Source organism: Antiquaquibacter soli, assembly GCF_030580675.1.
Lineage (GTDB): Bacteria > Actinomycetota > Actinomycetes > Actinomycetales > Microbacteriaceae > Rhodoglobus > Rhodoglobus soli.
Window position 1 is genome coordinate 1,141,405 of the sequence record NZ_JAUQUB010000001.1, and the last position, 13,290, is coordinate 1,154,694.

Sequence of the window (13,290 nt, forward strand, 5' to 3'; positions counted from 1 at the left end):
CCTGCCGTGAACCGAGTGTTGCGGCACATTACGTGGGCTCGGTCGCTATCGTGAAGGCCGTGCCTGACAACGAGAAGCCCGAGGTCCAGTTCCGCTCCGATGTCACGGTGGAGCTCGTCCGCTCGAGCGCCGACGACTCCGACGTGCTCTTCGCCGCGCGGGTCTCAACACAGGGCGAGAAGACCCTGGAGGGTGCCCTCGACTCCGATGTGGACACGAGCCGCAGCAAGGGCCTCATCAACTACCTGATGCGCGACCGCCACGGCTCTCCGTTCGAGCACAACTCGATGACGTTCTACGTGCAGGCGCCGATCTTCGTGTTCCGCGAGTTCATGCGCCACCGCATCGCTTCCTATAACGAGGAGAGCGGCCGCTACCGCGAGCTCGGTCCGGTGTTCTACGTGCCCGGGGCCGATCGCAACCTCGTGCAGGTCGGCAAGGCCGGCGCTTACGAATTCCTCCCGGGCAGCCCCGAGCAGTCGGAGCTCGCCGTCACCGAGGCGAAAGCCGTGGCGACCGAGGCGTACGCCTCGTATCAGCGGATGCTCGACGCGGGCATCGCCCGCGAGGTCGCCCGCATCGTGCTCCCGCTCTCGCTCTACTCGTCGATGTACGTGACGATGAACGCGCGCTCGCTCATGAACTTCCTGTCGCTGAGGACCAAGCGGGAGGGCACGCACTTCCCCTCATTCCCGCAGCGCGAGATCGAGATGGTCGCCGAGAAGATGGAGGCGCACTGGGCGGGCCTCATGCCGCTTACCTACGAGGCGTTCAACGCGAACGGCCGCGTCGCGCCGTAGCCCGAGAGTGTGAGCTCGCGGCGGTCTGCTGGCCTGTGTCAGCGCGCCGCGACGGCGACAACGCGGCCGTCGGCAGTCGTACGGCGACGCAGCAGGCCGCGGCGTGTGTGCTGGCCCGCCTCCGCCCCGCTACCCTGTAACTCGTGTCTACGCTCCCCAATCCCTTCGGCCAGGTGCTCGTCGCACTCGTCACGCCGTTCACCCCGGACGGCGAAGTCGATTGGGCCGACGTCGAGAAGCACATCGACGACGTCATCACCGCGGGAGCCGACGGAATCGTCGTCACCGGCACCACGGGCGAGACCTCGACCCTGACCGACCCCGAAAAGATCAAGCTCGTCGAGGTGGGCAAGTCCGTCGCGGCGGGTCGCGCCAAGATCATCACCGGTGGTGGCTCGAACGAGACCGCGCACGCCATCGAGCTCGCGAAGAAGAGCGAGAAGGCCGGCGCCGACGGCAACATGGTCGTGACCCCGTATTACAACAAGCCGACTCAGGCGGGCATCCTCACCCACTTCCGGATGATCGCGGATGCGACGGACCTGCCCGTCATCCTCTACGACATCCCGGGTCGCACCGGCGTGCCCATCAAGTACGAGACGATCCTGCGCGCCGCCAAGCACCCGAACATCCTCGCTGTCAAGGACGCCAAGGGCGATCTCTCGGAGGTCAGTCGTGTGCTCAACCAGACGGACCTGTACTACTTCTCCGGTGATGACGCGAACGTCCTCCCGAGCCTCGCGATCGGGGCGACCGGCCTCATCGGGGTCACCGCGAACATCGCGCCGACCCCGTACCGGCACATGGTCGACGCCGTCAACGCCGGCGACCTGAAGACCGCCACCGCCGCTCACAAGGCGCTGGAGCCCCTCGTCCGCGCGACGATGACCCACGTGCCCGGCACGGTCGCCACGAAGTACATCCTGCACGGGCTCGGGCGCATCTCCAGCCCGCGGGTCCGGCTGCCGCTCGTCGGACCGGAGGAGTGGGAGGCAGCCCAGATCGAGGACGAGATCGACCTCGTCAAGGACATCCCGGGCGTGAGCTTCGACAACTTCCGCCCCGACCGCAACGCGGCCGCCGGCGGCGCGCTCCCGAAGGTCGCGGGCACCACGCGCTGACCCGGCGGTAGGCTCGTCCCGATGCCAGTCTCAGTTTTCGCCCCGCCCGCACTCGAACCCGGTACCCTCCGAGTCACGCCGATCGGCGGACTCGGCGAGATCGGGCGCAACATGACCGTGTTCGAGATCGACGGCAAGCTCCTCGTCGTCGACTGCGGCGTGCTCTTCCCCGAGGAGCACCAGCCCGGCGTCGACCTGATCCTCCCGGACTTCGGCCCGATCCGAGACCGGCTCGACGACGTCGTCGCGATCGTGCTCACCCACGGTCACGAGGACCACATCGGGGCAGTGCCCTACCTGCTCAAGCTGCGCCAGGACATCCCGCTCATCGGCAGCACCCTGACGCTCGCCCTCGTCGAGGCGAAGCTCAAGGAGCACCGCATCACGCCGTACACCCTCGCCGTGAAGGAGGGCCAGGTCGAGAAGCTCGGCCCCTTCGAGCTCGAGTTCGTCGCGGTCAACCACTCGATCCCCGACGCGCTCGCCGTCGCCATCCGCACGAGCGCGGGAGTCGTCCTGCACACCGGCGACTTCAAGATGGACCAGCTCCCGCTCGACGACCGCATCACCGACTTGCGCGCATTCGCCCGCCTCGGCGAGGAGGGCGTCGACCTGTTCCTGCCGGACTCCACGAACGCGGATGTCCCCGGCTTCACGCCGAACGAGCGGGACATCGGGCCCGTGCTCGAGTCCGTCATCGCCAAGGCGCCCCGCCGAGTCATCGTCGCGAGCTTCTCGAGCCACGTCCATCGCGTGCAGCAGGTGCTGGATGCCGCTGCCGCGAACAACCGCAAGGTCGTCCTCATGGGCCGCTCCATGGTTCGCAACATGGGCATCGCCGCCGACCTCGGCTACCTCAAGGTGCCGGACGGCGTCCTCCTCGACGCCAAGAAGGCGGCGGACATGCCGGATGACCGGCTCGTCTACATGTCCACGGGCAGCCAGGGCGAGCCGATGGCGGTGCTGGCGCGCATGGCCAACCTCGAGCACCAGATCGTCGTCGGCAAGGGTGACACCGTCATCCTCGCGTCGAGCCTCATCCCCGGCAACGAGAACGCCGTCTACCGCGTCATCAACGGGCTCATGAAGCTCGGTGCGACGGTCGTGCACAAGGGAAACGCCAAGGTGCACGTCTCGGGTCACGCCGCGGCGGGCGAGCTGCTCTACTGCTTCAACATCCTCAAGCCGAAGAACGTGCTGCCCGTGCACGGCGAGCAGCGCCACCTCGTCGCCAACGCCAACCTCGCCATCCAGACCGGCGTCCCGGAGGAGAACACGATCATTGGCGAGGATGGCACGGTCATCGACTTGAAGGACGGGGTCGCGAAGATCGTCGGCCAGCTCGATCTCGGGTACGTCTACGTCGACGGATCGAGCGTCGGCGAGATCACCGATGCCGACCTCAAGGATCGCCGCATCCTCGCCGAGGAGGGCTTCATCTCGATCTTCGTGGCCATCGACCCGCAGACGGGCAAGGTGATCGTCGGGCCCGAGATCCAGGCACGCGGATTCGCGGAGGATGAGGACGTCTTCGACGACGTCCTCCCGCAGATCATCCGAGCGCTCGCGGATGCCGCGGAGAACGGCACTCGCGACACTCACGCGTTCTCGCAGGTCGTCCGACGCACCGTCGGCCGCTGGGTCAACACCCAGCACCGCCGCCGGCCGATGATCGTCCCGGTCGTCATCGAGGCCTGAGCTGCCGCGCATCCGCCCCGCGACCGCGGCCGACCTCCCGTTGCTCGAGCGGGTCTTCGTCATCACCGCCGACTGGAACCCTGCGAACGTCAAGGGCGACGCGTTCTGGCGCGCCGACCCCACCTTCGACCAGTACGTGGGCGGGTTCCCGCGCGAGACTGACCGCGGTTTCGTCGCCGAGGTGAACGGTGAGCCGGTCGGAATGGTGTGGTCGAGATACTTCACCGCGGACGCGCCCGGCTACGGGTTCGTGTCCGCCGGCATCCCGGAACTCGGCATCGGCATCGTCGACGGCTTCCGCGGTCGGGGCATCGGCAGGGGGCTGATCGAGACGATGATCGCCGCGACCCCCGGCGATCTCAGCCTCAGCGTGGAGGACGGTAATCCGGCGATCGGACTGTACCGGTCTGTCGGCTTCGAGCCGGTGGGCAGGTTCGGCCAGGCGACGACGATGCTGCGCCGGGCATCCTGACGACTCCCGATCGCAAAACGTTGGGATGCGGATCATCCGTTCGGGTGATTCGCTAGACGTGAGTTCCGCTTAGCGTGGACTGATCTCCGTCCCCGACCCCGTGAGGTTGCCTCCCCGTGTCCATCGCTCGCAAGTGGGTCTTCCCCATCCTCTGGATCGTCGTCTTCGCCGTGATCGCGGCTGCGCTCGCGAAGATCGCGTTCTTCCCCGATCGATCGGAGGCGACCGACCCGGCGGTGCCGAGCGCGGAGATCGTCGACCCGCAGTACGTGGTCGGTCGCGGCACGATCTCCAATGATGTGACGCTCACCGGCACGGTCGCCGCGGATGCCGCGGTAGCGGTCCCCGCGACGGGCACGGGCGAGGTGCGCGAGGTGTACGTCGGCGCCGGGGCGTGGGTCAACGCGGGCCAGGAGGTCCTCCTGCTCAAGGGCCAGGTGGCGAACCCGGATGGCTCGGTCAGCAACGACTGGAGCACCGTGACGGCTCCCGTCAGCGGAGTCCTGTCGAGCTTCTCCGCCCTCGTCGGCCAGCAGTTCGCCGTCGGCGACCCGGTCGGTCAGATCGCGCCGCCCGGGTTCCACGTGAGCGGGAGCATCCCGCCCGAGCAGCTCTACCGGCTCATCCAGCGCCCGAGCGAGGCGCAAGTCACCATCACCGGCGGTCCGGCGCCGTTCACCTGCACGAACCTCACGATCACCACCCCGCTGCCCGGCCAGGGCCAGGGCACGGGCGGCACGCAGGGCGGCGGCACGGGTGGCGGAGAGTCCGGCCCCACAGTCACCTGCACGGTGCCGGGGGATGTCACGGTCTTCGCCGGCCTCGCCGCCGAGCTCGTCATCGCGGGCGGCATCGCGGAGGACGTGCTCATCGCACCGATCACCGCGGTCGAGGGCGCCTCGGGAACGGGCAATGTGTACGTCGTGCTCCCGGACGGCAGCACCGAGCAGCGCGAGGTGACGCTCGGCCTCAACGACGGCGTCAACGTGGAGATCACGGGCGGCCTCGAGGAGGGCGAGACGATCCTGCAGTTCGTGCCGGGGGCGCCGGCTCCGACGGACGGCATGCCGCTCCCGGGCCAGTGCATCGATACCCCGGACGGGACGATCTGCGGATGAGCCTGCTCACCCTCGAGGCAGTGACCCGGTCGGTGGCGCTCCCCGACGGCGCTCGCCTCGACATCCTCAAGGGCATCGACCTCACCGTCGAGGTGGGCGATCACGTGAGCATCGTGGGACGCTCCGGCTCCGGCAAGTCGACGCTCCTCAACATCCTCGGTCTCCTCGACTCCCCGACGAGCGGGCGGATCCTCGTCGACGACGAGCCCGTCGAGCGGTTCTCCTCCCGGCAGCGCGATCGCAAGCGCGGCCGCGACATCGGCTTCATCTTCCAGCAGTTCAACCTCCTCCCGGGGCGCACCGCGCTGGAGAACGCGATGACGCCCCTGCTCTACGCGAGCGGTCGGCAGTTCTTCTCCCGTGCGTCGATCGCGGCGGAGATGCTCGAGCGCGTCGGGCTCGGCCACCGGATGTCGTCGATGCCGGACAAGCTCTCCGGCGGCGAGCAGCAGCGAGTGGCGATCGCGCGCGCCCTCGTCCGCGGACCGAGGCTCATCCTCGCGGACGAGCCGACGGGGGCTCTCGACATCGAGACGGGCGCCTCGGTCATGGAGCTGCTCGACGACGTCGCCGAGCAATCCGGCGCCGCTCTCATCACCATCACGCACGACGCGAACGTCGCGGCCCTCGCCCGCCGCCACTTCCGCCTCGACAGGGGAGTGCTCGCGCCGGTCGATGTGAACCGCGCGCTGGCCATGTCGGAGTCGGCCGACCGGGCTCTCGCGCTGCCCTCGGGGGAGAGCGCGTGACCGAGCTCGAGAAGACGCCAGTGCGGAGGGCGCCCCGCCGCGAGCGCGGGGGCTGGGCATCCGGATTCCTCGGCGCTGTCGTCGAGGCGTGGGACGAGCTGCGCATCCACAAGACCCGTGTGCTGCTGAGCCTCATCGGAGTGGGGGTCGCCGTGTGCGCGCTGACCAGTGTCGTCGGCATCGGGGCGATCGCCCAGCAGGCGCAGATCGAACAGCTCGAGCGCGGCTCCGGTCGCCCGGCGACCCTAGTGCTCTCACCGCCCTACAACCCCGAGACGGGTCAGCAGGGTGATCCGGCGATCATGGCGGAGGCAGCGGCGACGGTCGTCGAGCGGTACGCGATCGGCTACGCCGGGTCGACGCAGTGGATGCAGCTGAGCGCGCAGTTCCGCGACGGGGTGAGCCTCGTGGATGCTCAGGCGGTCGACGTCGACTACGGCGTCATGCACCGCGTCCAGGTCGGCCAGGGGCGGTGGTTCGTCGATCGCGACGAGTTGCGCCTGGCGCCCGCCATTGTCGTGAGCGACCAGTTCTGGCAGCGCCTCGGTTCGCCCGACCTGCGCACCCACCCCACCATCCAGCTCCTCGGCGAGGATCCCGTGACGGCAGTCGTCGTGGGCGTGCTGCCGGTGCAGCCGTTCGATCTGAGCCTGCGCGCCTACATCCTGAACTCCGCGTACGCCTCGCTCGCGACCCCGGAGCAGATCGCGCAGGCGTGGCCGCAGTACGAGTTCTGGGTGCCGCCGGACATGGCGACCGAACTCACCGACCTCATCCGGCGCGACGTCGCCGCGGCCTGCGGGGAGGGCTGGCAGGTCGACGTCAACCGCCAGGACTACCTCGCCTGGGAGGGCGGCGAGGACCCCACCGCCTCGATCCGGATGGTCCTCGCCGGAATCGCCGTGCTCATCCTCATCCTCGGCGCACTGGGACTCGTCAACATCTCGCTCGTGACGGTGCGTCAGCGCATCCGGGAGATCGGCATCCGCCGCAGCTTCGGTGCGACCGCGCCCCGGGTGTTCTTCGCCGTGATGATGGAGAGCGTCGTCGCCACCGTCGTCGCCGGGGTCGCGGGAGTGGTCGTCGCCGTCGCGATCGTGCAGAACCCGGTGGTGCGCGATTTCGTCGCGTTCGGGCTGACGGATGTCCCGCCCTTCCCCGTCGAGGCAGCGCTCCTCGGCCTCGGGGCGGCGACCGCGGTGGGCGCGCTCGCCGGGCTCCTCCCCGCCCTCGTGGCCGTGCGAGTGAAGGTCATCGACGCGATCCGGTACTAGGGCGGGTCGCTGCCCGGCACCGTCGGCGCTCGCGGGTACCGTGATTCGCATGGCTACGAGCACCCGGTCTTCGTCGCGCTCGCGCACGACCTCGACGCGGGGTCGCACGCAAGCGCAGCCCACCAAACGGCTTCCGCGCGGTAAGCAGGTCCCTGTCCAGGAGGAGGGTCTGCTCGCGAAGGCGTGGATGGGCCTCGCGCACGCCGTCGGCGGGGCTTTCCGGGTGCTCGGCAAGGAGACGCTCGCGAAGGAGGAGCGTCGCGACGGAGTGCCGTTCCTGATCTTCCTGCTCGCCGTCGTCGGTGCCGTCGTGGAGTGGTTCAACCCGACCGATCCGGTGGCGATCGCGCTCGACTCGTGGACGGTCGGGCTCCTCTTCGGCCGTGTCGCCTTCGCTCTGCCGGTCATCATGGTGCTCTTCGCTGCGTGGCTGTTCCGGCACCCGGCGAGCGTGCACGACAACACCCGCATCGGCATCGGAGTCACGCTGCTCGTGTCGACGATCAGCGGGCTCTGCCACACGTTCGGCGGTCAGCCCGCACCGACTGACGGGGTCGAGGTGCTCGCTCGGGCCGGGGGTCTCGTCGGGTGGGTTCTCGCGGGACCGCTCATCGCGATCGGGACCCCGGCGCTAGCCACGCCGATCATCGTGATCCTCCTGGTGCTGTCCCTCTTCATCATCACCAAGACCCCGCCGAACCGCCTCGGAGCTCGACTCCGCGAGCTCTATGCGTACCTGTTCGGCGCGCAGCTCCCCGACGAGGACGAGCGTGCCGCAGCGAAGGCCGCCAAACGCGGTCAGACCGAGTCCGTCGAGTTCGGCACGATGAGCGACCTCGGTCTCGATGAGGACACCGGCTCGCTGCCCTGGTGGCGCCGCAACAAGTCGCAAGCGGCCGAGCCCGCGTTCGATAGCCCGGTCATCGCCCGTGAGCAGCCCGTGCGCGCGGAGCAGGAGACCGAGGTCATCGCGCACATGCCGGCATCACCCGAGCCCTTCGGAATCGAGCTCCTCGACGAGCTCAGCAAAGCCGAGGAGGCGGTCAAGCGCTTCACGGGTGAGGTGGAGACGGGCGCGACGAGCCTCCGCGAGGACGGCCCGGGAGTGCTCCCCGGTTTCGCGACGACAGCGAGCGAGAAGGGCGAGGCGGGAGAGTTCGACGCCCCCGTCGCGACCCGGCCCCGCCAGTCGCCGGCGGCGTACCGGCTCCCGTCGCCGGGGATGCTCACCCCCGGCACCCCGCCTAAGGCGCGCAGCGCGGCCAACGACGAGGTCGTGGCGGCCATCACCGAGGTCCTCAAGCAGTTCCAGGTCGACGCCGTCGTGACCGGGTTCAGTCGCGGCCCGTCGGTCACCCGCTACGAGCTCGAGCTCGGGCCGGGGGTGAAGGTCGAGCGCGTCACCGCTCTCGCCAAGAACATCAGCTACGCCGTCGCGAGCAACGAGGTCACGATCCTCTCGCCGATCCCGGGCAAGAGCGCCATCGGCGTCGAGATCCCCAACAAGGACCGCGAGATCGTCTCGCTTGGCGACGTGCTGCGGTCGACCGCGGCGACGAAGAGCGAGCACCCCATGACGATCGGCCTCGGCAAGGATGTCGAGGGCGGCTTCGTGGTGGCGAACCTCGCGAAGATGCCGCACCTCCTCGTGGCCGGCTCCACGGGCTCCGGCAAGTCGAGCTTCGTCAACTCGATGATCACGTCGATTCTCATGCGGGCCAAGCCCGCCGAGGTGCGCATGGTGCTCATCGACCCCAAGCGCGTGGAGCTGTCGATCTACTCGGGAGTGCCGCACCTCATCACGCCCATCATCACCAACCCCAAGAAGGCCGCCGAGGCGCTCGCGTGGGTCGTCAAGGAGATGGACATGCGGTACGACGACCTCGCGTCGTTCGGGTTCCGCCACATCGACGACTTCAACCGGGCCGTCGTCGCCGGCGAGATCGTTCTGCCGCCGGGGAGCGAGCGCAAGCTCTCGCCCTACCCGTACCTGCTGGTCGTAGTCGACGAGCTCGCCGACCTCATGATGGTCGCGCCGCGCGACGTCGAGGACTCGATCGTGCGCATCACCCAGCTGGCCCGGGCATCGGGCATCCACCTCGTCCTCGCGACGCAGCGGCCCTCGGTGGACGTCGTGACAGGCCTCATCAAGGCGAACGTGCCGTCGCGCCTCGCGTTTGCGGTGTCGAGCATGACCGACAGCCGGGTCATCCTCGATCAGCCGGGCGCCGACAAGCTCATCGGTCAGGGAGACGCACTCTTCCTCCCGATGGGCTCCTCGAAGGCCATTCGCGTGCAGGGCGCGTGGGTGAACGAGAACGAGGTCGCCGCGGTCGTCCAGCACGTCATCGGCCAGGCGCGACCGGAGTACCGCGAGGATGTCGCGGCGAGCGCCGAGAAGAAGCAGATCGACTCCGACATCGGCGACGACCTGGAGCTGCTGCTCGCGGCGGCTGAGCTCGTCGTGAGCACGCAGTTCGGCTCGACGTCGATGCTGCAGCGCAAGCTGCGGGTGGGCTTCGCTAAGGCCGGCCGACTCATGGACCTCCTCGAATCCCGCGAGATCGTCGGCCCCTCCGAGGGCTCGAAGGCGCGCGATGTGCTCGTCACCGCGGAGCAGCTGCCCGGGGTGCTCGCCCGGCTGCGAGGGGAGGACGCCCCGGCATCCGCCGCTCCTGCTGCTTCGCCGAGAGACCCGGTCGAGGAGCAGTTCGCGGGATACGATGTGGAGGACGGCGGCTCGGACGAGGACGCCTGGCAACTGACCGATCGGGAGTAGGCGCGTGGTCTCAGACTCGCCCGTTCAGCGCGGCGTGGACGCCGTGCGCGACTCCATGAAGGGCCGGGTCTCCGCGAAGGGCGACTCGAAGGCCTCGAGCGGCAACCTCGCCAACATCATCACTGTCGCGCGCATCCTCCTCGCCCCCGTGTTCGTCTGGCTCCTCGCAGCCGACAACGGCGAGCACGGCGTGCTGCGCTGGGTCGCCGCCGGTCTGTTCATCCTCGCCATCGCCACGGACGGCGTCGACGGATCGGTGGCCCGCCGCCGCAACCTGGTGACCAATGTGGGCATCATCCTCGACCCCATCGCCGACAAGGTGCTCACGGGTGCGGCCCTCGTCATGCTCTCGATTCTCGGCGAGCTCTGGTGGTGGGTGACGATCGTGATTCTCGTGCGCGAGCTCGGGATCACGGCATTCCGATTCGCTGTACTCCGGGACCGGGTCATCCCCGCCTCTCGCGGCGGCAAGCTCAAGACCGTCGCCCAGTCGGTCGCGATCTCCCTCTTCCTCGTTCCGCTGTGGACCTTGCTGGGCGATTGGGTGCTCTGGGTCAACTGGTCGGTCATGGCGATCGCCCTCGTCCTCACCGTCGTCACCGGGCTCGACTACCTGTGGCAGGCGTGGCGGGGCAACCGCTCGCGGTGACGGGGGCCTCGGTCATCGCCGCCCTCGTCGACCGGGGGCTGACGATCGCCGTCGCCGAATCCCTGACGGGCGGCCTGCTCGTGGCCGAGCTCATCGCGACCCCGGGTGCGTCCGCAGTCGTGCGCGGGGGCATCGTCGCCTACGACACCCGGCTGAAGCACTCCCTCGTCGGCGTCGACGCGGATCTGCTCGCCGCCCGCGGACCGGTCGATTCCGCCGTCGCCGAGCAGATGGCCGATCGCGTGCGTCGCGCGTGCGCCGTCGAGGGGATGCCCGCCGACGTCGGAATCTCGACGACGGGAGTCGCCGGACCCGACTCGCAGGACGGGCACCCGGTGGGTACGGTCCACCTCGGATTCGCGATCGGGGACCGGGTGCTCTCCGAGCGCCTCCAGCTCTCCGGGAGCCGCTCGGCCATCCGCTCGGCGACCGTCTCCGAATCCCTCTCGAGGCTCGAGAGGCTGCTGGAAGCAGTGCGGGAATAGGGCGCGTTTCGATCTCGTTACAAGTACTGAATTCACAAGTCCCGCACAGATTCGGGTGGCTAGAGTTCTCGTACTGCGGTGGCTGTAGTGTTAGCTATCCCACGAGAAGCTGGCCTCGCAAATCAGTCAAGAAGGAGGGTCCAATGGTTCTGGTTCGTCAGGAAATCGGTGACGTTCTCCGTGACTTCCGCCTGCAGAAGGGCCGCACCCTTCGTCAGGTCGCGAGCAAGGCGAGCGTCGCGCTCGGGTACCTCAGCGAGGTCGAGCGCGGTCAGAAGGAGGCGAGCTCCGAGATCCTCGCGTCCGTCGCAGAGGCGCTCGATACGCCCATCTCCGTCATCATGCGCGAGGTGGGTGACCGGCTCGCCGTGATCGAGGGGCTCACGCCGCTCGCCCCCGTCGTCCCCGACACGCTTCCGGACGACCTGGTCGCAGAGTTCGACGCCGACCTCGTCGCCCGCTAACGGCATCGATCGAACGCCCCGGCTCCGGCCGGGGCGTTCGTCGTTTTCCGCGCTAGCGTGGGGGGATGAGGTTGAGCGAGTTCTGGCTGGCGGTCTCCGACGAGTTCGGAGCCGAGTACGGCCGGGTACTGGCTCACGATCTCGTGCTCATGGATGTGGGCGGGCTGACCGCCGAGGAGGCGATCAAGCGCGGTGTGGATGCCCGTGCCGTCTGGCTCGCGCTCTGCGAGGCAACCGACGTACCCCCGGATCGCCGCTACGGCGTCGGACTGCGCGACCCCAAGAAGGCGTAGACACGCCGACTGGCATATCGAACATTGATTCGACCTCTGATAGCTTCTCCCTAACGTCTTTTCGAAGACGGGTCTTATCCACAACACGCGTCGACCTCGTCAGCAATGTCGGGGCCTGGGCGTAGCGTGGCCCTCAGCACCACCAGCCTTTGTCGGGAGGCTGCGGACCTTGCATCACCGGTCCGGCAGCGGCGCGACAGCCTATGGGCAGCAACCTACGACCAGGAGAGAAGAAGACATGCCTTCTGCAGCAGACCGCGAGAAGTCCCTCGAGACCGCCCTCGCGCAGATCGACCGCCAGTTCGGAAAGGGCTCGGTCATGCGGCTGGGCAGCGACGAGCGTGCTCCGGTCGAGGTGATCCCCACGGGCTCGATCGCCCTCGACGTCGCCCTCGGCATCGGCGGTCTCCCTCGCGGCCGCATCGTGGAGATCTACGGCCCGGAATCCTCGGGTAAGACGACCCTCACGCTCCACGCCATTGCGAACGCCCAGCGCAACGGAGGAATCGCCGCCTTCATCGATGCCGAGCACGCGCTCGACCCCGAGTACGCCGCCAAGCTCGGTGTCGACATCGACTCCCTGCTGGTCTCCCAGCCCGACACGGGCGAGCAAGCGCTCGAGATCGCGGACATGCTCGTGCGCTCGGGTTCGATCGACCTGATCGTGATCGACTCGGTCGCGGCGCTCGTGCCCCGCGCTGAGATCGAGGGTGAGATGGGCGACTCCCACGTGGGTCTCCAGGCGCGCCTCATGTCCCAGGCGCTGCGCAAGCTCACCGGTGGCCTCAGTTCCACCAACACGACGATGATCTTCATCAACCAGCTGCGGGAGAAGATCGGCGTGTTCTTCGGCAGCCCGGAGACCACCGCCGGTGGTAAGGCGCTCAAGTTCTACGCGTCCGTCCGCATGGACATCCGTCGAATCGAGACGCTCAAGGACGGTGCTGACGCGGTCGGTAACCGTACTCGCGTCAAGGTGGTCAAGAACAAGATGGCACCGCCTTTCAAGCAGGCCGAGTTTGACATCCTCTACGGCACGGGAATTTCGAGAGAGGGCAGCCTCCTCGACTTCGGCGTCGAGCACGAGATCGTGCGCAAGTCGGGTGCGTGGTACACCTACGACGGCGACCAGCTCGGTCAGGGCAAGGAGAACTCGCGCAACTTCCTACTCGAGAATCCGGCGATCGCCAAGGAGATCGAGCAGAAGATCATGGTCAAGCTCGGCATCGGGGCGGAGGCCAAGGCGGCGCAGGCCGCACAGGCCCGTGAGGCGCAGGCGGCGGCATCCGCGCCCGCACCAGCCTCGAAGTCGGCGAAGGCCGCCGCTCCGGTCATGCCGGTCGAGTCGGCCGAGCCCGGTTTCCCGGCCGCGGTCGGCGAGTAGACCA

The 13,290-nt window shown here is 68.5% G+C and carries 13 protein-coding genes; all 13 read left to right on the plus strand.

Annotated features, from left to right (window positions below; all coding sequences use genetic code 11):
- The first annotated feature begins 59 nt into the window (after positions 1–59).
- Positions 60–800, plus strand: coding sequence for an FAD-dependent thymidylate synthase (thyX, locus tag Q5716_RS05615; protein ID WP_305002108.1), 741 nt, complete (start codon positions 60–62; stop codon positions 798–800).
- A 143-nt stretch (positions 801–943) separates the two neighbouring features.
- Complete coding sequence (gene dapA / locus Q5716_RS05620) at positions 944–1,921, plus strand: 4-hydroxy-tetrahydrodipicolinate synthase (protein WP_305002109.1); 978 nt, start codon at positions 944–946, stop codon at positions 1,919–1,921.
- A gap of 21 nt (positions 1,922–1,942) precedes the next feature.
- Complete coding sequence (locus tag Q5716_RS05625) at positions 1,943–3,619, plus strand: ribonuclease J (protein WP_305002110.1); 1,677 nt, start codon at positions 1,943–1,945, stop codon at positions 3,617–3,619.
- 40 nt (positions 3,620–3,659) lie between these two features.
- Positions 3,660–4,091 (plus strand): GNAT family N-acetyltransferase, encoded by a 432-nt coding sequence (locus Q5716_RS05630; protein WP_305002111.1) that lies wholly within the window; start codon positions 3,660–3,662, stop codon positions 4,089–4,091.
- Positions 4,092–4,207: 116 nt separating this feature from the next.
- Positions 4,208–5,209, plus strand: a complete 1,002-nt coding sequence (locus Q5716_RS05635; protein ID WP_305002112.1) for a permuted SH3 domain-containing protein — start codon at positions 4,208–4,210, stop codon at positions 5,207–5,209.
- On the plus strand, positions 5,206–5,958 hold the full coding sequence (locus Q5716_RS05640; RefSeq protein WP_305002113.1) for an ABC transporter ATP-binding protein: 753 nt from the start codon (positions 5,206–5,208) through the stop codon (positions 5,956–5,958). Before Q5716_RS05635 ends, Q5716_RS05640 begins: the two co-directional genes overlap by 4 nt.
- Positions 5,955–7,232: an ABC transporter permease gene (locus tag Q5716_RS05645; protein WP_305002114.1), complete on the plus strand. Its 1,278-nt coding sequence runs from the start codon at positions 5,955–5,957 to the stop codon at positions 7,230–7,232. The genes Q5716_RS05640 and Q5716_RS05645 overlap by 4 nt, the downstream gene beginning before the upstream one ends.
- Before the next feature lie 49 nt (positions 7,233–7,281).
- On the plus strand, positions 7,282–10,011 hold the full coding sequence (locus tag Q5716_RS05650) for an FtsK/SpoIIIE family DNA translocase (RefSeq protein WP_305002115.1): 2,730 nt from the start codon (positions 7,282–7,284) through the stop codon (positions 10,009–10,011).
- A gap of 55 nt (positions 10,012–10,066) precedes the next feature.
- A complete protein-coding gene (pgsA, locus tag Q5716_RS05655) occupies positions 10,067–10,660 on the plus strand; it encodes a CDP-diacylglycerol--glycerol-3-phosphate 3-phosphatidyltransferase (RefSeq protein WP_305002968.1) in 594 nt (197 codons plus the stop codon).
- The gene (locus Q5716_RS05660; RefSeq protein ID WP_305002116.1) at positions 10,636–11,145 is read left to right on the plus strand and encodes a CinA family protein; all 510 of its coding nucleotides are present in this window, start codon (positions 10,636–10,638) and stop codon (positions 11,143–11,145) included. Before pgsA ends, Q5716_RS05660 begins: the two co-directional genes overlap by 25 nt.
- 143 nt (positions 11,146–11,288) lie before the next feature.
- Positions 11,289–11,609 (plus strand): helix-turn-helix domain-containing protein, encoded by a 321-nt coding sequence (locus Q5716_RS05665; RefSeq protein WP_305002117.1) that lies wholly within the window; start codon positions 11,289–11,291, stop codon positions 11,607–11,609.
- Positions 11,610–11,674: 65 nt separating this feature from the next.
- Positions 11,675–11,902 (plus strand): DUF3046 domain-containing protein, encoded by a 228-nt coding sequence (locus tag Q5716_RS05670; protein WP_305002118.1) that lies wholly within the window; start codon positions 11,675–11,677, stop codon positions 11,900–11,902.
- 238 nt (positions 11,903–12,140) lie between these two features.
- Positions 12,141–13,286, plus strand: a complete 1,146-nt coding sequence (recA, locus tag Q5716_RS05675) for a recombinase RecA (RefSeq protein ID WP_305002119.1) — start codon at positions 12,141–12,143, stop codon at positions 13,284–13,286.
- The last annotated feature ends 4 nt before the right edge of the window (positions 13,287–13,290 follow it).

Excerpts from the sequence above, each read along its gene's own strand:
- Q5716_RS05625 (WP_305002110.1), top strand. The coding sequence starts at position 1,943 with ATGCCAGTCTCAGTTTTCGCCCCGCCCGCACTCGAACCCGGTACCCTC.
- Q5716_RS05640 (WP_305002113.1), top strand. The coding sequence starts at position 5,206 with ATGAGCCTGCTCACCCTCGAGGCAGTGACCCGGTCGGTGGCGCTCCCC.
- Q5716_RS05650 (WP_305002115.1), top strand. The coding sequence starts at position 7,282 with ATGGCTACGAGCACCCGGTCTTCGTCGCGCTCGCGCACGACCTCGACG.
- pgsA (WP_305002968.1), top strand. The coding sequence starts at position 10,067 with ATGAAGGGCCGGGTCTCCGCGAAGGGCGACTCGAAGGCCTCGAGCGGC.
- Q5716_RS05665 (WP_305002117.1), top strand. The coding sequence starts at position 11,289 with ATGGTTCTGGTTCGTCAGGAAATCGGTGACGTTCTCCGTGACTTCCGC.
- Q5716_RS05670 (WP_305002118.1), top strand. The coding sequence starts at position 11,675 with ATGAGGTTGAGCGAGTTCTGGCTGGCGGTCTCCGACGAGTTCGGAGCC.
- recA (WP_305002119.1), top strand. The coding sequence starts at position 12,141 with ATGCCTTCTGCAGCAGACCGCGAGAAGTCCCTCGAGACCGCCCTCGCG.